We start from the raw sequence: 17,931 nt of genomic DNA on the forward strand, positions 1-17,931 counted from the left end.
AGAGAGACAAAATGAAGAGAAGACAACTCGTCGCCGCGTGCGCGGTGGCGCTCCTGGCGCAGAGCCCGTTCGCCTGGGCGCAGAGCGCGCCCCCCATCAACGCCGCGACCGAAGCCGCCTTCGGCAAGCTGGGCGGCCACGCGCCCGTGAAGCAGGCGCTGGACTTCATCAAGGCCGAGGACGAGCGCACGCTGAAGGACCAGATCGAGCTGACCGAGATCCCGGCGCCGCCCTTCAAGGAGTCGGTGCGGGCGGCCGAATACCAGAAGCGCCTGAAGGCGCTCGGCCTGGCCGATGCGCGCATCGATGCCGAAGGCAACGTGATCGCCTTGCGCAAGGGCACCGGCCGCGGCCCGGTGCTGGTGGTCTCGGCACACCTCGACACCGTGTTCCCCGAGGGCACGGACGTCAAGGTGAAGGTCAAGGACAACAAGTACCACGCCCCCGGCATCTACGACGACGGCCGCGGCCTCGCCTCGCTGCTGACCGTGGTGCGCGCTCTGGACCACGCGAAGATCAGGACCGTGGGCGACATCGTCTTCGTCGGTACCGTCGGCGAGGAGGAACTGGGCGACCTGCGCGGCGTGAAGGCCTTCTTCCGCGACCACAAGAACGTCGACGGCTTCATCTCCTTCGACGGCGTGGACATCAGCCGCATCGTCAACCAGGCCACGGGCAGCCGCCGCTGGCGCATCGTCTACACGGGCCCGGGCGGCCACAGCTTCTCCGCCTTCGGCCTGCCGTCGGCGACGCATGCGCTGGGCCGCGCGATCGCCAAGATCGCCGAAGTGCGCACGACGGAGAACCCGAAGACGACCTTCACCGTCGGCACGCTCAAGGGCGGCACCTCGGTGAACGCGATCGCCGCGGAAGCGGAACTCGGTCTCGACATGCGCTCCAACAGCGCGGACGAACTGAAGAAGCTGGAAGAGAAGATCCTCGCGCTGGCGAAGGACGCCGCCGCCGAGGAGAACGCCCGCTGGAACCAGAAGGACGTGATCAAGGTGGAATTCAAGCTGGTGGGCGACCGCCCGGCCGGCGCGAGCTCCATGGATTCGCCGATGCTGCATGCCGCGCGCAAGGGCATCGCGTCGGTCGGCGGCGAGGTGAAGTCGATCATGGCTTCGAGCACCGATTCCAACCTGCCGATCAGCCTGGGCATCCCGGCGGTGACGCTGGGGAGCGGCGGCGTGGGCGGCGGTTCGCACGGCCCCGGCGAGTGGTATTCGCCGGTCAATGCGTGGCTGGGCCCGCAGAGCGAGCTGCTGACGATCCTGTCGCTGGTGGGCGTGGAGGGCGTGACGCAGCCGTTGCTGCCCAAGCGCTGATCGCGGGGGAGCGCCCCCACCCCAACCCTCCCCCGGAGGGGGAGGGAGAATGACAAAGGGCCCCGAGGGGCCCTTTGTCGTTGCTGCAGCGGATTACAGCGTGTCGATGAACGACCGCAGCTTGTCCGAACGGCTCGGGTGCTTCAGCTTGCGCAGCGCCTTCGCCTCGATCTGGCGGATCCGCTCGCGGGTGACGTCGAACTGCTTGCCGACTTCCTCCAGCGTGTGGTCCGTGCTCATCTCGATGCCGAAGCGCATGCGCAGCACCTTGGCTTCGCGCGGGGTCAGCGAGTCGAGGATGTCCTTCACCACGTCGCGCAGGCCGGCCTGCATGGCGGCTTCGATCGGCGCGGTGTTGCCGGTGTCCTCGATGAAATCGCCCAGGTGGGAATCGTCGTCGTCCCCGATCGGCGTTTCCATGGAGATCGGCTCCTTGGCGATCTTCATGATCTTGCGGATCTTGTCTTCCGGGATCTCCATCTTGGCCGCCAGGATGCTGGCGTCCGGCTCGAAGCCGAACTCCTGCAGGTGCTGGCGCGAGATGCGGTTCATCTTGTTGATCGTCTCGATCATGTGCACCGGGATGCGGATCGTGCGGGCCTGGTCCGCGATCGAGCGGGTGATGGCCTGGCGGATCCACCACGTCGCATAGGTCGAGAATTTGTAGCCGCGGCGGTACTCGAACTTGTCGACCGCCTTCATCAGGCCGATGTTGCCTTCCTGGATCAGGTCCAGGAACTGCAGGCCGCGGTTCGTGTACTTCTTGGCGATCGAGATCACGAGGCGCAGGTTGGCCTCGATCATCTCCTTCTTCGCTTCGCGCGACGAGGCCTCGCCCTCGTTCATGCGGCGGTTGATCTCCTTGAGCTCCGCCAGCGGCACGACCACCTGCGACTGCAGGTCGGTCAGCTTCTGCTGCAGCTCCTGGATGGCCGGGATGTTGCGCTGGATGATGACGCTCCACGGCTTGCCGGCCTGCGCCTGCTTCTCCACCCACTGGCGGTTCAGCAGGTTGGGCGGGAATTCCTTGATGAAGGTTTCCTGCGGCATGCCGCACTTGTCGACGATGATCCGGCGCAGCTCGCGCTCCTTCTTGCGGATGTCGTCGACCTGGCCGCGCACCATGTCGCACAGCTTCTCGATGGTCTTGGCCGTGAAGCGGATGGTCATCAGCTCCTCGGACAGCGCGTGCTGGCACTTCTGGTACGTGGCGGAGCTCCAGCCTTCCTTGTCGTAGGCCTTGTGCACCTTCTCGAACAGGCTGGCGATCTTGTCGAACCTCTCCAGCGCGGCGGCCTTGAGTTCCTCCAGCTTCCGGGTCAGCGCCTTGGAGCCGCCGGAGCCGTCGTCGTCGTCGTCGGCGTCGAACTCGTCGAAGTCTTCTTCCGCGACATAGTCGTCGGCTTCGTTCGGGTTGGAGAAGCCGTCGACGACGGTGGAGATGACGATCTTGCCTTCGCGGATCTCCGCGGCCAGGCGCAGGATCTCGGCGATGGTGGCGGGCGAGGCGGAGATCGCCTCCATCATCGCCATCAGGCCGCCTTCGATGCGCTTGGCGATCTCGATCTCGCCCTCGCGCGTGAGCAGTTCCACCGTGCCCATCTCGCGCATGTACATGCGCACGGGGTCGGTGGTGCGGCCGAATTCGCTGTCCACCGTGGACAGGGCGGCTTCGGCTTCCTCTTCCGCCTCTTCCACCGTCGCGGCGGTCGGGCCGGTGTTCGTCAGCAGCAGCGTCTCGGCATCGGGCGTCTGCTCGTAGACGGCCACACCCATGTCGTTGAGCATCGAGACGACGACTTCCAGCGTCTCGGCGTCCACCAGCTTCTCGGGCAGGTGGTCGGTGATTTCCGCGTGCGTGAGGTAGCCGCGCGTCTTGCCGAGCGTGATCAGGCTCTTCAGGCGCTGGCGGCGCTTGGCCATGTCTTCCTCGGACAGGACCGCCTCGTCCAGCCCGAATTCCTTCATCAAGGCGCGTTCCTTCGCCTTGCTGATCTTCATGCGCAGCGGCTTGACCTTCTCGACGACGGCCGCGGGTTCCTCGACGGCCGGCTCGCTGTCCTCGAAGTCGGCCTCGACGTCGGCGAGGTCGGTCTCGTCCGCCGCCTTCCCTTCGGCGGCCTTGGGCTTGCGGCCGCGCTTGGCGCCGGTGGCCTTCGGGGGCGTGTCGACTTCCGCGGTCGCCTTCGGCGGGCGGCCAGGCTTCTTCTTCACCGGTTCATCGGCGACGATGGCAGTCTTGGCGGACTTCTTCGTTTCTTCCTTGGCGGAGGCCTTCTCGACCTTGGCAGGGGACTTCGTGGGCACGGGCTTGGCTACTTTCGTTGCGGACTTGGCGGAGGCCTGCTTGCCGTCGCTCTTGACGACTTTCAGCTGGGCCTTGGCCGCGGACTTCGATGGTGTTTGGAGTGGCTTTCGGTCGGCGGGTTTCGCAGCAGGGGACGCCTTGGCGGATTTTTGAACGGGCATACGACCTCGGAGAAGGACAGCAGGAACAAAAAAGCGCCACGACGAACCCGGCGCGGGTGCAGGAGGCCGACCAGGGCCTCGACTCTCAGGGGCAAGATGGGTGGGCGAACATTTGGTGTGCAGCCCTTGCGGTGATTTGGCCTGGGCCCGCTGGGGGGCGCCGCTCGTGCTCGAGGGCCGGCCGGTCCGGAGGTGCTGCTGTCGCTCTTGCCGCCAGCAAACCCTACATTATAGGGTCGCCGGCGGATTTCAAGGCTTGCTGCCGGGTTTTTGTGCTTCCAGCAACGCCTGCAGCTTGCGGCTGAGGTTGTAGAGCCGTTCCATGCGGGAGGGATCCGTCCCCGGAAGCCTGGCGGCTTCGTCCATTTCCTCCTTGACCGCGTCCACCTGGATGGCCCGCAGCGATCGCCGCAGGTCGGACTCGTCGATCTCCTCCACGTCCAGCATCCGGCCGATCGGCTGCAAGTCGTCGAGCGCGTTCAGGCGGGAGGCCAGCTCGGAAAACGGCTGACCTTCCAGTCCGAGCTGCAGGACGGCCCACGGTTCGCCGCCATGCTCGTGGTGCCGGCCGTCGATCCAGGAAAAGAGGTCGCCGTGGGGCGACTGCAGCTCGCACAGCAGGTGGTGTTCGTCGTTGCCGAACATCTCCCAGGCCTGCGAATTGCGCAGGACCGCCCGGGCGATGTGCTCCGCCATCGCGATCGTCTTGGGCTTGATCGTGTGCCGCGGGCCGGCGCCGTAGGCCCGCCGCTTGTACGGCGACTCCGAGGATTTGCGCGGCCTGGAGCCCCGCGCCGGTTCCCGCCGGGCCAGTCCCCAGAGTTCGAGCAGGTCGTGCTCCCCCAGCTGCGCCCGGTCGGCGATCGCCCCGAGCAGTTGCTTCTTCAGCGCGCCTTCGGGAAGGAGCTTCCAGAGCGGGTTGGCGTTGCTCACCATCTTCGAACGGCCTTCGACCGTCGCCAGGTCGCAGCCCTCGGCCGCCGCTTCCAGCAGGAACTCGCTCAGGGGGACGGCGCCGCGGACGAAGCGGGCGAAGGCGTCCTGCCCGTTCTCGCGGATGTAGCTGTCCGGGTCGTGCTCGGGCGGCAGGAACAGGAACTTCACCGAGCGCACGTCGCTGGCGTAGGGCAGGGCGCCGTCCAGCGCCTTGCGGGCCGCCCGGCGGCCGGCGGCGTCGCCGTCGAAGCTGAAGACCACGCTGTCGGTGAAGCGGAACAGCTTCTGCACGTGCTCGGTGGTGCAGGCGGTGCCCAGGGTGGCGACGGCATTGGGAAACCCGAGCTGGGCGAGCGCCACGACGTCCATGTAGCCCTCGGTGACCAGCACGTAGCCGTGTTCGCGCAGGGCGTTGCGCGCCTCCCAGAGGCCGTACAGCTCGCGGCCCTTGCTGAAGATGGGCGTTTCGGGCGAGTTGAGGTACTTCGGCTTCTCGTCGCCGAGGACCCGGCCGCCGAATCCGATGCATTCGCCCTTGACGTTGCGGATCGGGAACATCACCCGGTCGCGGAAGCGGTCGTAGCGCTTGGCCTGTCCCGGGCTCGACCCGGGATCCATTTCTCCGACGATCACCAGGCCGCTTTCGGCCAGCAGGGCATCGTCGTAGTTCGGGAAGACGCTGGCCAGCGAGCGCCAGCCCTCGGGCGCGTAGCCCAGGCCGAACTGCCTGGCGATCTCGCCCGACACGCCGCGGCCCTTGAAGTAGTCGATGGCCTTCCTCGAGTTCTTCAGCTGCTTGCGGTAGGCCGCGCCGGCCTTTTCCAGCACGTCGGTGAGCGTCGCCTGCTTCTGCCGCTGCTCCACCTGGCGGGCGCGTTCCGCCGGGGACACGTTTTCCTCGGGCACCTGCATGCCGTACTGGCCGGCCAGGTCCTTCACCGCCTCCACGAAGTTCATGCCGGCGTGGTCCATCAGGAAACCGATGGCGTTGCCGTTCTTGCCGCAGCCGAAGCAGTGGTAGAACTGCTTGGAGGGGCTCACCGTGAAGGAGGGCGACTTCTCGGTGTGGAAGGGGCAGAGCCCGGAGAAGTTGGCCCCGGTCTTCTTCAACTGCACGTGGCGGCCGACGATCTCGACGACGTCGGCGCGTGCAATCAGTTCCTGGATGAAGTTCTGGGGGATGGCCACGGGGATGCGTATTCTGCACCGGGGCGAAAGGGGCTACGCTCCGACCGAGAATCATCCCAGGAGACCGCGATGGCCAGCATTTTCGACCAGGACCTCCCGCGCAACGAGGCGAACTTCACGCCGCTGTCGCCGCTGTCCTTCCTGGAGCGCGCCGCCGAGGTCTATCCGCAACGCACGGCCGTCGTCCACGGGCCGCTGCGCCGCAGCTGGCAGCAGGTGGACGAGCGCTGCCGGCGCCTGGCCAGCGCGCTGCGGCAGGCAGGACTCGGCAAGGGCGATACGGTGGCCGTGATGCTGCCCAACACCCCGCCCATGGTGGAGGCGCACTTCGGCATCCCGATGGCCGGGGCGGTGCTCAACGCGCTCAACACCCGGCTGGACCCGGAGACGGTCGCCTTCATGCTGGACCACGGCGAGGCGAAGGCGGTGATCGTCGATCCCGAGTTCGCGCCGGCGATGCAGAAGGCGATCGCGCTGCGCAAGGAAGCGCGGCCCTTGCTGGTGATCGACGCCGAGGACGCACTTTTCACCGGAACGGCGCAGCGCATCGGCAGCACGACCTACGAGGACTTCCTCGCCCAGGGCGACCCGGCCTTCGCCTGGGAGCTGCCCGCCGACGAGTGGGATGCCATCGCGCTGAACTACACCAGCGGCACGACCGGCAACCCCAAGGGCGTGGTCTACCACCACCGCGGCGCGGCGATCAACGCGATCTCCAACATCCTCGAATGGGACATGCCCAAGCATCCGGTCTACCTTTGGACGCTGCCCATGTTCCATTGCAACGGCTGGTGCTTCCCGTGGACGGTGGCCGCGCGCGCCGGCGTCAATGTCTGCCTGCGCAAGGTGGAAGCCAGGGCGATGGCCGACGCGATCCGCGAATACGGCGTGACGCACTACTGCGGCGCGCCCATCGTGCACGGCCTGCTGGTGAACGCGCCCCCGGAGCTGAGGCAGGGGCTGCCGCGCGGCGTGAAAGCGATGGTCGCCGGTGCGGCGCCGCCCGCTTCGCTGATCGAAGGCATGGAGACGCTCGGCTTCGACCTGACGCACGTCTACGGCCTCACCGAGGTGTACGGCCCGGCGACCGCCTGCCCCAGGCACGAGGAATGGGACGGCCTGGACATCGGCGAGCGGGCTCGCCTGAATGCGCGGCAGGGCGTGCGCTACCACCTGCAGCGCAGCGCCCGCGTGATCGATCCGCAGACGATGCAGCCGGTGCCGCTGGACGGCGAGACCATGGGCGAGATCATGTTCCGCGGCAACATCACGATGAAGGGCTACCTGAAGAACGCGAAGGCGACGCAGGAGGCTTTCGCCGGCGGCTGGTACCACACGGGCGACCTCGCCGTGCAGTACCCCGACGGCTACATCAAGATCAAGGACCGCAGCAAGGACATCATCATCTCCGGCGGCGAGAACATCTCGTCGATCGAGGTGGAGGACGTGCTGTACCGCCATCCCGCCGTGCTCGCCGCGGCGGTGGTGGCCAGGCCGGACCCGAAGTGGGGCGAGACGCCCTGCGCCTTCGTCGAACTGAAGCCCGGCGCCACGCTCACCCCGGAGGAAGTGGTGGCGCATTGCCGCCGGCACCTGGCGGCCTTCAAGGTGCCCAGGGCGGTGGTCTTCGGCGAACTGCCGAAGACCTCCACGGGGAAGATCCAGAAATTCGAATTGCGGAAGAAGGCGGGGTCGGCGTCGGCGATCGACGTGTGAACTAGATCTTCTGCGTCAGCCCCAGGCGTTCCATCGTGGCGCGCTCGGCCGCATACGTCTCGCGCGCCCACTTCGTGTACGCCTCGGTGTTCATGTAGACGACCGTCTGGTCGTACTTGTCGAAGGTGGCCATCACCGCGGGGTCTTCCAGCGTCTTGCGGAAGGCGTCGTGCAGGGTGCGCACGACCGCGGGGTCCATGCCCTTGGGGCCGCACACGCCGAAAGGCGAATCGGACACGGTCTTGTAGCCCAGTTCGTCCAGCGTGGGCACGGTGGGCCAGCGCTTGGTGCGCTTGCTGCCGTAGGTGGCGATCAGGCGCAGCTTGCCGGATTCCACGTGCGGCGCCCAGCCGGTCGCATCGCTCGCGGCCATGATGTGGCCGCCGAGGATGGCCTGCATGTTTTCCGCGTTGCCCTTGAAGGGAACGTGATTGAGCTGGATGCCGGCGCGCTGCGAGAACTCCTCCACGGCCAGGTGGGGGCTGGTGCCGATGCCGGTGGAGCCGTAGGTGAACTTGCCGGGATGGGCCTTGGCGTAGTCGACGAGGTCCTTCACCGACTTGATCGGCGAGTCGGCCGGCACCACGAGGCCGAAGGTGTAGCCGGTGAGGCAGACGATCCAGGTGAAGTCCTTCTGGGTGTCGAAGGCGACCTTCTGCATGTGCGGGATGCGGAACACGCCGTGGGGCAGCTGGCTCAGCGTGTAGCCGTCGGGAGCGGCGGTCACGAGGTCGATGGCGCCCAGCATGCCGCCGGCGCCGCCCTTGTTCTCCACCACGATCGGCTGGCCGAGCGTCCTGGACGCGCTCTGGCCCAGCGCGCGCAGCACGGCGTCGGTGGACCCTCCCGCGGGCCAGGGGCAGATCAGCCGGATCGGACGCGAGGGGAAGGCTGCCTGGGCGAATGACGGCAGCGCGATCGCCGCGGGCGCGGCCAGCGCGGCCTGCACGAGGCGGCGGCGCGAACGGTCGGGTTGGTGCATGGCGGTCTCCTGTGTTCTCGTCGCCGAATGTAGGACAGGGCTCCGCGCAGGCAAGGCGGGGAAAGCCCGGGGCCGGGTCGCCCCTGCGACACGCACGCGCGGCATACTCGCCGCCATGCCTGTGTTCAGCGCCGCGGGGACCTACGTCATCGCCCACCCCGGCACCTTCGCCCGCCGGGTGCTCAAGGGCTTCCAGTCCAACCAGGGCCTGCTGCTGGCCGGCGCGGTCGCCTATTACGCGCTGCTGTCGGTGGTGCCGCTCCTGATCCTCACGGTGATCGGCTTGTCGCATTTCGTGGAGCGGGCCGAGCTGCTCACCACGCTGGGGCGCTACCTCGAATGGGTCGTGCCGGGACAGTCGAAGGCGATCATCGAGGAGCTGTCCAACTTCGTCCAGCACCGCGAGGTGGTCGGCTGGGTGCTGTTCGTGACGATGCTGTTCTTCAGCTCGCTCGCCTTCACGGTGCTGGAAAAGGCGATGTCGGTGATCTTCCTGCACCGCTTCGCCGTGCGGCGCCGGCACTTCCTGGTGTCGGCGCTGCTGCCCTATCTCTACATCCTGTCGCTGGGCGTGGGCCTGCTGGTGGTGACCTTCGTGGCGGGCGCGATCCAGGCGATGGGGGAGAACACCATCCACTTCCTCGGGGGGGAGTGGTCGCTGCAGGGCGTGTCGGGTCTGCTGCTGTACCTGCTCGGGCTGATGGGCGAGATCTTCCTGCTCACCTCGATCTACATGGTGATGCCGGTGGGCCGGCTGCACTGGCGCCATGCCTTCGTCGGCGGCGTCACCGCGGCCCTGCTGTGGGAGGTCACGCGCAGGGTGCTGGTGTGGTACTTCAGCACCCTGTCGCAGGTGAGCGTGGTGTACGGCTCGCTCACCACGGCGATCGTGGTGCTGTTCAGCCTGGAGATCGCCGCGACCCTCTTGTTGCTGGGGGCGCAGGTGATCTCGGAGTACGAGCGGCTCGACCGCCAATGATTGTCGTCCCGGGCTCGACCCGGGACCCATGGATTGCGGGGCTGGCCCGCAATGACAATCTCAGTCGCCCATCACGATGCCTTCGCGGCGCGGGTCGGCGCCTCCGAGCAGCATCTGCCGTCCGTGCACGTTGCCGATCGTGATCGCCTGCAATCCACTGGTCATGTTCATCTCGCGCACCTCGTGGCCGCGGGCCTGCAGCGCCTGCACGGTCGCCGGCGGGAAGCGCTTTTCTTCCAGCAGCGTGGGGCCGTTGGTGGAGCCGAAGTTCGGCAGGTCCACCGCCTGCTGCGGCGTCAGGCCCCAGTGCAGCACGCCGTACAGCGTCTTCGCCGTGTAGTGGATGATCAGCGCGCCGCCGGGGCTGCCGCCGCTCATCACGAGCTGGCCGGTGGCCTTGTCGAACACCAGCGTGGGCGCCATCGAGGAGCGCGGACGCTTGCCGGCCTGCACCCGATTGGCGACGGGCCGGTTCTGCGCGTCGGCGGGCGCGAAGCTGAAGTCGGTGAGCTCGTTGTTCAGGAGGAAGCCGCGCACCATCTGGCGGGCGCCGAACTGGTCTTCGATGGTGGTCGTCATGGCGATCGCGTTGCCGAAGGGGTCGACGATGCTGATGTGCGAGGTGCCGTGCTCGATCTGCTCGGCGCCCGGCCCGTACAGGCTGGCGCGCGCGGCGGGATTGCCCGGCTGCGCGACCTTCATGCTTTGCGGCCCGATCAGGCTGGTGCGCGACGCGAGGTAGGCGGGGTTCAGCAGGCTCATCCAGTTGCCCCCGGGCGGCTGCACGAAGTCGGGATCGCCCAGGTATTGCGCGCGGTCGGCGAAGGCCAGGCGCGCCGCCTCGGTATAGAGATGCAGCCAGTCGGCCGAGGGCAAGCCGTCCTCCAGCGGCAGCGATTCCGCGGTGGTGTTGGACAGGATGCCGAGGATCTGGCCGATCGCGATCGCGCCCGAGCTGGGCGGCGGGAAGCCGCAGACCCGGTACTCGCGCGGCGGCGTGCGGTAGTCGTAGCAGATCGGCGCGCGCTTCTTCGGCTGGTAGGCCGCGAGGTCCGACAGCGTCATCCTGCCGGGATTGGAGGCATGCTTCTGCACCTTGTCGACGATCGCACGGGCGATGTCGCCCTCGTGCAGCGCGCGCGAGCCGTCGGCCGCGATGCGCCGCAGCACCGCCGCCAGTTCCGGGTTGCGCAGCAGGGTGCCGACGGCCTGCGGCTCGCCGTTCGCCTGGTAGAAGTAGGCGAGCGCGGTGGGATCCTTCTTCAGGTGCGCTTCGCCGGCCAGCAGGGTGTTCAGGCGCGGGCTCACCCGGAAGCCGCCTTCGGCCAGCCGGATGGCGGGCTGGAACAGCGCGGCCCAGGGCAGCTTGCCGTACTGCTTGTGCGCCATCTCCAGCATGCGCACCGCACCGGGCACGCCGACCGAGCGGCCGCCGACCACGGCGTCGTAGAAGGCGAGCGGCTTGCCGTCGGCGCCGATGAACAGGCGCTCGTCCACCGCCATCGGCGCCACTTCGCGGCCGTCGAAGGCCTCGACGTCGCGGCCGTTGTAGTGCAGCAGGAAGGCGCCGCCGCCGATGCCGCTGGACTGCGGCTCCACCAGCGTCAGCACCATCTGCACGGCGATCGCCGCGTCGATCGCGGAGCCGCCTGCCTTGAGCACCTGGTAGCCGGCGTCGGTGGCCAGCGGATTGGCGGCGGCGACGGCGAACTTGGTCGTCGCCCATCCCGGCTTGGCCGTGAGGCCCGAGGCCGCCTCGGGTTGTTGCGGGACGTTGTAGCTGAAGCTGCCCGCGCGCGCCGACGGCGCGGTGGAGGGCGGCGTGCTGGTGCAAGCGGCCAGCAGGCTGGCGGCAGCCAGCCAGGTCAGGATCGGGCGGCGCATCGTGGCTCCTGTCGTTGGATGTCTTGTCCAGCGACTATAGGGCGCGCCGCCCGCGCCGGGGGCCGGGTTACTTCGGCGCCAGCCGGATCGCGCCATCCAGGCGGATCACCTCGCCGTTGAGCATGTCGTTCTCGAAGATGTGCTTCGCCAGCTTCGCGTAATCCTCGGGGGTGCCGAGGCGCGAGGGGAAGGGCACGCTGGCAGCGAGCGCGTCCTGCACTTCCTTGGGCATGCCGAACAGCATGGGCGTGCCGAAGATGCCGGGGGCGATCGTCATGTTGCGGATGCCGTTGCGCGCGAGGTCGCGCGCGATGGGCAGCGTCATGCCGACCACGCCGCCCTTGGAGGCGCTGTACGCGGCCTGGCCGATCTGGCCGTCGTAGGCCGCGACCGAGGCGGTGGAGATCATGCAGCCGCGCTCGCCGGTGGACTCGGGCTCGTTCTTCGCCATCGCCTCGGCGGCCAGGCGGATCATGTTGAAGCTGCCCACCAGGTTGACCATGATGGTCTTGCTGAACACACCGAGGTTGTGCGCGCCGTTCTTGCCGACGGTCTTCTCCGCGGGCGCGATGCCGGCGCAGTTGACGAGGCCCACCAGCTTGCCGAGGGAGACGGCCTTGGCGACGACGGCCTGCGCGTCGGCTTCCTGGCTCACGTCGCACTTGACGAAGACGCCGCCGATGTCCTTCGCGACGGCCTCGCCCCTGTCGGCCTGCATGTCGGCCACGACGACCTTGCCGCCGGCGGCGGCCAGCATGCGCGCCGTGCCTTCGCCGAGGCCGGATGCACCGCCGGTCACAATGAAGACCTTACCCTGGATGTCCATCTCTCGCTCCTGGTGACGTTGACGTAAACGTCAATTATGGTCCAACGTCATTCCCGCGCAGGCGGGAACCCAGAGCGTCCAAAGGAAAAGCGGCCCGCAGGCCGCCTTTTTCGAATGCCCTGGATCCCCGCCTGCGCGGGGATGACGTGCCTTGCGCCGCGACGCGGCGCTACGCGCACGTCACTTGAACCCGACGCGGTCCAGCATCTGCTGGATCTTCACCGTGTTCGCGCCGACGGCCGCCAGCGGGATCGTTTCCGCCTTGAAGTCGCCGCCGCCGCTGATGGTCTGCAGCGCGGGGTTGTTCACCTTCACGCCCTTGACCGTGGGCCACTCGTTGTTGCCGTTGGCGAAGTAGTTCTGCGCTTCGGCGCTCGCGAGGTACTCGAGGAACTTGACCGCGGCGGCCGTGTTCTTCGCGTTCTTCGCCACCGCACCGCCGGCGATGTTCAGGTGGGTGCCCCAGGTGGACTGGTTGGGAAACACGATGCCCACGCGCTCCATCAGCGCCTTGTCGGCCGCGTCGTTCGAGCGCAGGAGGCGCGCGATGTAGTAGGTGTTGGTCACGGCGATCTGGCACTCGCCGGCGCCGACCGCCTTGATCTGGTCGGTGTCGCCGCCCTTGGGGTCGCGCGCCATGTTGGCCACGATGCCCTTCAGCCAGCTTTCCGTCTGCTGCTCGCCGACGTGCTGCATCACGGACCCGAACAGCGACAGGTTGTACGGGTGCGAGCCGGAACGCAGGCAGACCTTGCCCTTGTTCTTCGCGTCGGCGAGTTCCTCGTAGGTGTCGACGTCTTCGCGCTTGACCTTGACCTTGTCGTACACCACCACACGCGCGCGGGTGGAGAAGCCGAACCAGCTGGTGCCCTCGGCGGTGGACGCGCCGCGGTACTGCGCCGGGATCGCGTCTTCCAGCAGCTTGGACTTGACCGGCTTGAACAGGCCGTCGACTTCGCCGCGGTAGAGACGCGCGGCGTCGACCAGCAGGATCACGTCGGCGGGCGAGGCGGTCCCTTCGGCCTTCAGGCGGGCCAGAATACCGGCGTCGTCGGCGTCGACGCGATTGATCTTGATGCCGGTGGCCTTGGTGAAGTTGTTGTACAGCGCCTCGTCGGTGTTGTAGTGGCGGGCGGAGTACAGGTTCAGCACCTGCTCCTGCGCGCCGGCGGACGTGGCGGCGGCGGCGAGCAGCACCGCGAAGCCTGCGGCCTTGGAGATCATGGAAGTTTCCTTTCGGGGACGTCGGTTGGAACGGAGAGCATCATAAGACAAACACGAATCATTCTCAATAAGATAGGCGACTCGCAGGCGCGTCGCAGCTTGATCTGCGTCATGGCCTGGCTGCTGGCCGCCTGCGCGAGCGCACCCCCGGCCAAGCCGCCCGAGCCGCCGGCGCCGGTGGTGACCGCGCCCAGGCCGCTGCCGAAGATCGGGCTGGCGCTGGGCGGTGGCGCGGCGCGCGGCTTCGCGCACGTCGGCGTGATCCAGGTGCTCGAGGAGGCCGGGATCAAGCCGACGCTGGTGGTGGGCACCTCGGCGGGCTCGCTGGTGGCGGCGCTCTACGCGAGCGGGCGCTCGGGCGGGCAATTGCAATCCGTGGCGCTCAACATGGACGAGGCCGCGTTCGCCGACTGGACGCTGCCGATCTTCAGCCGCGGCGTGCTGCGCGGCGAGGCGCTGGCGCGCTACGTCAACACGCAGGTGAACCACCGGCTGATCGAGAACATGGCGCTGCCGCTCGGGATCGTCGCGACCGACCTGAATTCGGGACAGGGCGTGCTGTTCCGACGCGGCGATACCGGCACGGCGGTGCGAGCCTCGAGCGCGGTGCCGGCCGTGTTCCTCCCGGTGCGCATCGGCACGCACGAGTATGTCGACGGCGGCCTGGTGTCGCCGGTGCCCGTGCGCTATGCGCGCGAGATGGGTGCCGAGTTCGTGATCGCCGTCGACATCTCGAGCGCGCCCGAAGGCAACCCGTCGTCGGACCCGCTGCAGATCCTGCTGCAGACCTTCGCGATCATGGGCAAGAGCATCAACACCTTCGAGTTGAAGGACGCCGACCTGGTCGTGCGGCCCTCGCTGGTGGGCATGGGCAGCGGCGATTTCGCGGGCAAGCAGCGCGCGATCAATGCGGGGCGGGCGGCGATGCAGTCCTTGTTGCCGCAGTTGAAGGCGGCGATGGAAACCCGCACGGCGGCGCCGCATTGAGGGAATGAAAAAAGCCCTCAGTCTTGCGACTGAGGGCCAAGGGATCCCTGAACCATTGAAGGTGTCGAAAGGACCCGAGGAGACAACCTGAAGAACTCTCCCGTTCAGTGTCCGTGAGAGTATGGGTCAGACGGACCGCGGTTCGCAGAGTTCCTGCTCCACCAACGTGGTGTCAGGAACCTGCAAATCAAGCCTCAGGCGGCGCGCTTGGCCTTGCCGGTCTTGGCGGCGTTCACGGCCGTGTTGGCCACGGCGTTGAAGTTCGCTTCGGCGACGTCGGTGGCCTGCTTCACGGCCTTTTGCACGGACTCGAGGGCATTGTTGCCGGCGGCCACCGCGCTCTTGAACACGGCCACGGCGGTCTCGGACCCGGCGGGCGCGTTCTTGGCGGCGTTGTCGACCACGGCCAGGAACTTCTTCTGGGCGTCGGCGAACTGGCCTTCCACGGCCTTGCTGAATTCAGCGCCGGTGGCGGAGGTGATGTCGTACAGGTGGCGGCTGTAGGCGGCGGTCTTCTCGGCCAGGGGCTGGAAGAGGGCGGCTTGCAGGGCCAGCAGTTCCTGCGCATCCTTGACGGACAGGATGGTCTGGGTGGTTTCGGCGGCTTCGGCCAGGGCGGCACGGGAAGCGGTGACGTTCAGCTCGACGAGCTTCTCGACGCCTTCGAAGGCCCTGGTGGTCAGGCCGAACAGGGTTTCGACGTTCGCCTTCTGGGCGGCCAGGATTTGCTCAGCGGTCAGCATGGAATTCTCCGGGTAAGGGTGGGGGAGCGGACTTCTCGGTCACTGCCCTGAACTCTATGTTGCAGCGCAGCATGGAGGAAGTATACGGGCGTCCCGGCCTATTTCAAGAGTTTTTTGCTGCGATGCAACAATCTAGGCGCCCGACCCTAGTTCCGGACCGGCCGGACAATGGGTCGATGCAGGTTTTCTACGCCGACCAGTTCGTCCTGCCGCTGCCGCCGGGCCACCGCTTTCCCATGGCCAAGTACCGGCAGCTGCGGGACCGGATTGCAGCCGAACTGCCGGACATCAAGCTCATGCGGGCAGAACCCGCCACCGACGGCCAGCTGGCGCTGGTCCACACGCCGGGCTACATCGAGGCCATCAGCGATGGTTCGGTGGACCCCCAGGTCATGCGGGAGATCGGTTTCCCGTGGAGCCAGGCGATGGCGGACCGCGCCCGCCGTTCGGTCGGTGCGACGATCTCCGCATGCCGCGCCGCATTTGGGCAAGGCATCGCCGCCAACATCGCCGGGGGAACCCATCACTCCTATCCGGACAAGGGCGGCGGCTTCTGCGTGTTCAACGATGCGGCGGTCGCCACGCGCCTGATGCAGGCGGAGCACACGCGGCTGCGGCGCCCGCCCCTGAAAGTGGCGATCGTCGACCTCGATGTGCACCAGGGCAACGGCACGGCGCGCATCTTCCGCGACGACCCCACGGTGTTCACGCTGTCGATCCACGGCCAGAAGAACTTTCCCTTCCGCAAGGAAGCGAGCGACCTCGACGTGGATCTCCCCGACGGCACCGGCGACGACCCCTACCTCCAGGCGCTGGAACGCGCGCTGGAGGAGCTGTCGCACCGCTTCGATCCCGACCTGGTGATCTACCTCGCCGGGGCCGACCCGCACGAAGGCGATCGCCTCGGCCGCCTGAAGCTGACCTGGGACGGCCTCGAAGCGCGCGACCGCCGCGTGTTCGACTGGGCCTGGCAGCGCGGCGTGCCGCTCGCCTTCGCGATGGCCGGCGGCTACGGCCACCGCATCGAGGACACCGTGCAGGTGCAGATGAACACCTTCGCCGGGGCAGTCGCATACGCGCGGCGCTGGCACAATCGCCCGCGATGAGCGAATCGCACGCCAAGCCGCAGCCCGAGGGACGCGAAGGCTACAAGGCCTTCCGCGCCATCAGCACCCGCTGGATGGACAACGACGCCTACGGCCACGTCAACAACGTCGTCTACTACAGCTGGTTCGACACCGCGGTCAACGCGCACCTGATCGAGCAGGGCGTGCTGGACATCCGCCGCGGCGAGACCATCGGCCTGGTGATCGAGACGCAGTGCAACTACTTCGCGCCGGTCGCATTCCCGCAGGTCGTCGAAGCGGGCCTGCGCGTGGCGAGGATCGGCACCTCCAGCGTCCGCTACGAGGTGGGGCTGTTCGTGCAGGGCGAGCCGCTCACCGTGGCCAAGGGCCACTTCGTGCATGTGTACGTGGACCGCGCCAGCCGCCGCCCGGCGGCGCTGCCGGCACCGCTGAAGAAAGTGCTGGAGGCGCTGCAGTGACCCTCATGAACCAGGTCGGCACGGTCGTCGGCGACACGGCCAGCGTCGACGCGGCGATCGCCAGCCGCTTCTCCTGCCGCGCCTTCCTGCGCGGCAAGCCGGTGGCGCGCCACCTGATCGAGGAGATCCTGACGGTGGCGAGCCGCGCGCCCTCCGGGACCAACACGCAGCCCTGGCGCGTGTACGTGCTGCAGGGCGCCAGGCGCGACGAACTGGTGCAGAAAGTCTGCGCGGCCCACGACGCGGTCTACGCGAACCCGGCGCTCGCCGAAGATTACCGCGAGGAATACGACTACTACCCGACAAAGTGGGTGTCGCCGTACATCGACCGGCGGCGCGAGAACGGCTGGAGCCTGTACGGCCTGCTCGGGATCGCCAAGGGCGAGAAGGACAGGATGCATGCGCAGCACCAGCGCAACTTCCGCTTCTTCGACGCGCCGGTCGGCTTCATGTTCACCATGGACCGCATCCTCGGGCGCGGCTCGCTGATGGACTACGGCATGTTCATCGAGAACGTGATGGTGGCCGCGCGCGCGCGGGGCCTGCACACCTGCCCGCAGGCCGCCTGGAACGGCTTCGCGCGGATCATCCTGCCGCACGTGGGCGCCGGGCCGGACGAGATGCTGGTGTGCGGGATGTCGCTCGGTTACGCGGACCTCGAAGCGCGGGTGAACGCCTTCCACACGCCGCGCGAGCCGGCGGCGTCGTTCACGCACTGGGTGGAGTGACGGAAACGAGGGGCAACGCGGTTGCCCACGCTACAGCCGTTCCTTGTCCTCGAGCCTGGCATCGGGGTGGGTTCGCTCGAACTCGCGCACCTGCCGGTCGGCCTCGTCCTTCGCCAGCCCGTGGCGCTGCTGGATGCGCCCGAGCAGCTGGTCGCGGCGGCCGGCGATCACGTCGAGGTCGTCGTCGGTCAGCTTGCCCCACTGTTCCTTGACCTTGCCCTTCAACTGCTTCCAGCGGCCCTCGATGCGATCCTGGTTCATGACTGCACTCCTTCGCCTCCAGCGCATCTTCGTATCGCACAGCTTGCGCACGAGGTAGGAGCTTCCGCGCACGCGCCGTAGGCTGCGGCCGACATGCCCGGCACTTGCAGCGCGACGGCAGGTCCTGCCCGGCG

Annotated in this window: 15 protein-coding genes; 7 read left to right on the plus strand and 8 right to left on the minus strand. The window is 67.8% G+C overall.

Annotated elements, in window-relative coordinates:
* The first annotated feature begins 11 nt into the window (after window positions 1-11).
* The gene (locus tag VF522_RS17300; protein WP_330909541.1) at window positions 12-1,328 is read left to right on the plus strand and encodes a M20/M25/M40 family metallo-hydrolase; all 1,317 of its coding nucleotides are present in this window, start codon (window positions 12-14) and stop codon (window positions 1,326-1,328) included.
* Between the two features lie 93 nt (window positions 1,329-1,421).
* Here the strand turns inward: VF522_RS17300 and rpoD are convergent, their stop codons facing one another.
* Window positions 1,422-3,797 carry an RNA polymerase sigma factor RpoD gene (gene rpoD, locus VF522_RS17305; RefSeq protein WP_330909542.1) on the minus strand — a complete coding sequence of 792 codons (2,376 nt, stop codon included), beginning with the start codon at window positions 3,795-3,797 and terminating at the stop codon, window positions 1,422-1,424.
* Between the two features lie 249 nt (window positions 3,798-4,046).
* Entirely contained in the window at window positions 4,047-5,921 is a 1,875-nt protein-coding gene (dnaG, locus tag VF522_RS17310; protein WP_330909543.1) for a DNA primase, read from the minus strand.
* Window positions 5,922-5,990: 69 nt separating this feature from the next.
* On the opposite strand from dnaG, the gene VF522_RS17315 reads away from it, so the two are divergent.
* Entirely contained in the window at window positions 5,991-7,637 is a 1,647-nt protein-coding gene (locus tag VF522_RS17315) for an acyl-CoA synthetase (RefSeq protein ID WP_330909544.1), read from the plus strand.
* A gap of 1 nt (window position 7,638) precedes the next feature.
* Here VF522_RS17315 and VF522_RS17320 read toward each other — a convergent pair whose 3' ends face one another.
* Window positions 7,639-8,619, minus strand: coding sequence for a tripartite tricarboxylate transporter substrate binding protein (locus tag VF522_RS17320; protein ID WP_330909545.1), 981 nt, complete (start codon window positions 8,617-8,619; stop codon window positions 7,639-7,641).
* Between the two features lie 115 nt (window positions 8,620-8,734).
* Here VF522_RS17320 and VF522_RS17325 point away from each other — a divergent pair, with 115 nt between their 5' ends.
* Complete coding sequence (locus VF522_RS17325; RefSeq protein WP_330909546.1) at window positions 8,735-9,598, plus strand: YihY/virulence factor BrkB family protein; 864 nt, start codon at window positions 8,735-8,737, stop codon at window positions 9,596-9,598.
* 60 nt (window positions 9,599-9,658) lie between these two features.
* On the opposite strand, the gene ggt is transcribed toward VF522_RS17325, so the two are convergent.
* The 3 genes from ggt to VF522_RS17340 form a co-directional block, all read right to left on the minus strand.
* Window positions 9,659-11,482 carry a gamma-glutamyltransferase gene (ggt, locus tag VF522_RS17330; RefSeq protein WP_330909547.1) on the minus strand — a complete coding sequence of 608 codons (1,824 nt, stop codon included), beginning with the start codon at window positions 11,480-11,482 and terminating at the stop codon, window positions 9,659-9,661.
* A 67-nt stretch (window positions 11,483-11,549) separates the two neighbouring features.
* Window positions 11,550-12,308: a 3-hydroxyacyl-CoA dehydrogenase gene (locus tag VF522_RS17335; protein ID WP_330909548.1), complete on the minus strand. Its 759-nt coding sequence runs from the start codon at window positions 12,306-12,308 to the stop codon at window positions 11,550-11,552.
* Window positions 12,309-12,488: 180 nt separating this feature from the next.
* Window positions 12,489-13,532, minus strand: a complete 1,044-nt coding sequence (locus tag VF522_RS17340; RefSeq protein WP_330909549.1) for an extracellular solute-binding protein — start codon at window positions 13,530-13,532, stop codon at window positions 12,489-12,491.
* A gap of 111 nt (window positions 13,533-13,643) precedes the next feature.
* Between VF522_RS17340 and VF522_RS17345 the strand changes: the two genes are divergently transcribed.
* Complete coding sequence (locus VF522_RS17345; RefSeq protein WP_330909550.1) at window positions 13,644-14,519, plus strand: patatin-like phospholipase family protein; 876 nt, start codon at window positions 13,644-13,646, stop codon at window positions 14,517-14,519.
* 194 nt (window positions 14,520-14,713) lie between these two features.
* Here VF522_RS17345 and VF522_RS17350 read toward each other — a convergent pair whose 3' ends face one another.
* Window positions 14,714-15,262, minus strand: a complete 549-nt coding sequence (locus VF522_RS17350; protein ID WP_330909551.1) for a phasin family protein — start codon at window positions 15,260-15,262, stop codon at window positions 14,714-14,716.
* Window positions 15,263-15,438: 176 nt separating this feature from the next.
* Here VF522_RS17350 and VF522_RS17355 point away from each other — a divergent pair, with 176 nt between their 5' ends.
* The 3 genes from VF522_RS17355 to VF522_RS17365 are packed head-to-tail and all read left to right on the plus strand — an operon-like array spanning window position 15,439 to window position 17,536.
* Window positions 15,439-16,368 carry a histone deacetylase gene (locus tag VF522_RS17355; protein WP_330909552.1) on the plus strand — a complete coding sequence of 310 codons (930 nt, stop codon included), beginning with the start codon at window positions 15,439-15,441 and terminating at the stop codon, window positions 16,366-16,368.
* Window positions 16,365-16,808: a thioesterase family protein gene (locus VF522_RS17360; protein ID WP_330909553.1), complete on the plus strand. Its 444-nt coding sequence runs from the start codon at window positions 16,365-16,367 to the stop codon at window positions 16,806-16,808. The genes VF522_RS17355 and VF522_RS17360 overlap by 4 nt, the downstream gene beginning before the upstream one ends.
* 5 nt (window positions 16,809-16,813) lie before the next feature.
* On the plus strand, window positions 16,814-17,536 hold the full coding sequence (locus VF522_RS17365) for a nitroreductase (protein WP_330909576.1): 723 nt from the start codon (window positions 16,814-16,816) through the stop codon (window positions 17,534-17,536).
* Between the two features lie 30 nt (window positions 17,537-17,566).
* Here VF522_RS17365 and VF522_RS17370 read toward each other — a convergent pair whose 3' ends face one another.
* Window positions 17,567-17,797 (minus strand): CsbD family protein, encoded by a 231-nt coding sequence (locus VF522_RS17370; protein WP_330909554.1) that lies wholly within the window; start codon window positions 17,795-17,797, stop codon window positions 17,567-17,569.
* Window positions 17,798-17,931: the final 134 nt, after the last annotated feature.

It is taken from the genome of Ramlibacter sp. (genome assembly GCF_036383835.1).
Classification (GTDB): Bacteria; Pseudomonadota; Gammaproteobacteria; order Burkholderiales; family Burkholderiaceae_C; genus Ramlibacter.

Excerpts from the sequence above, each read along its gene's own strand:
- VF522_RS17335 (WP_330909548.1), bottom strand. The coding sequence starts at position 12,308 with ATGGACATCCAGGGTAAGGTCTTCATTGTGACCGGCGGTGCATCCGGC.
- VF522_RS17365 (WP_330909576.1), top strand. The coding sequence starts at position 16,814 with ATGAACCAGGTCGGCACGGTCGTCGGCGACACGGCCAGCGTCGACGCG.
- rpoD (WP_330909542.1), bottom strand. The coding sequence starts at position 3,797 with ATGCCCGTTCAAAAATCCGCCAAGGCGTCCCCTGCTGCGAAACCCGCC.
- VF522_RS17350 (WP_330909551.1), bottom strand. The coding sequence starts at position 15,262 with ATGCTGACCGCTGAGCAAATCCTGGCCGCCCAGAAGGCGAACGTCGAA.
- VF522_RS17300 (WP_330909541.1), top strand. The coding sequence starts at position 12 with ATGAAGAGAAGACAACTCGTCGCCGCGTGCGCGGTGGCGCTCCTGGCG.
- VF522_RS17345 (WP_330909550.1), top strand. The coding sequence starts at position 13,644 with ATGGCCTGGCTGCTGGCCGCCTGCGCGAGCGCACCCCCGGCCAAGCCG.
- ggt (WP_330909547.1), bottom strand. The coding sequence starts at position 11,482 with ATGCGCCGCCCGATCCTGACCTGGCTGGCTGCCGCCAGCCTGCTGGCC.
- VF522_RS17315 (WP_330909544.1), top strand. The coding sequence starts at position 5,991 with ATGGCCAGCATTTTCGACCAGGACCTCCCGCGCAACGAGGCGAACTTC.
- VF522_RS17340 (WP_330909549.1), bottom strand. The coding sequence starts at position 13,532 with ATGATCTCCAAGGCCGCAGGCTTCGCGGTGCTGCTCGCCGCCGCCGCC.
- VF522_RS17360 (WP_330909553.1), top strand. The coding sequence starts at position 16,365 with ATGAGCGAATCGCACGCCAAGCCGCAGCCCGAGGGACGCGAAGGCTAC.
- VF522_RS17320 (WP_330909545.1), bottom strand. The coding sequence starts at position 8,619 with ATGCACCAACCCGACCGTTCGCGCCGCCGCCTCGTGCAGGCCGCGCTG.
- VF522_RS17370 (WP_330909554.1), bottom strand. The coding sequence starts at position 17,797 with ATGAACCAGGATCGCATCGAGGGCCGCTGGAAGCAGTTGAAGGGCAAG.
- VF522_RS17325 (WP_330909546.1), top strand. The coding sequence starts at position 8,735 with ATGCCTGTGTTCAGCGCCGCGGGGACCTACGTCATCGCCCACCCCGGC.
- VF522_RS17355 (WP_330909552.1), top strand. The coding sequence starts at position 15,439 with ATGCAGGTTTTCTACGCCGACCAGTTCGTCCTGCCGCTGCCGCCGGGC.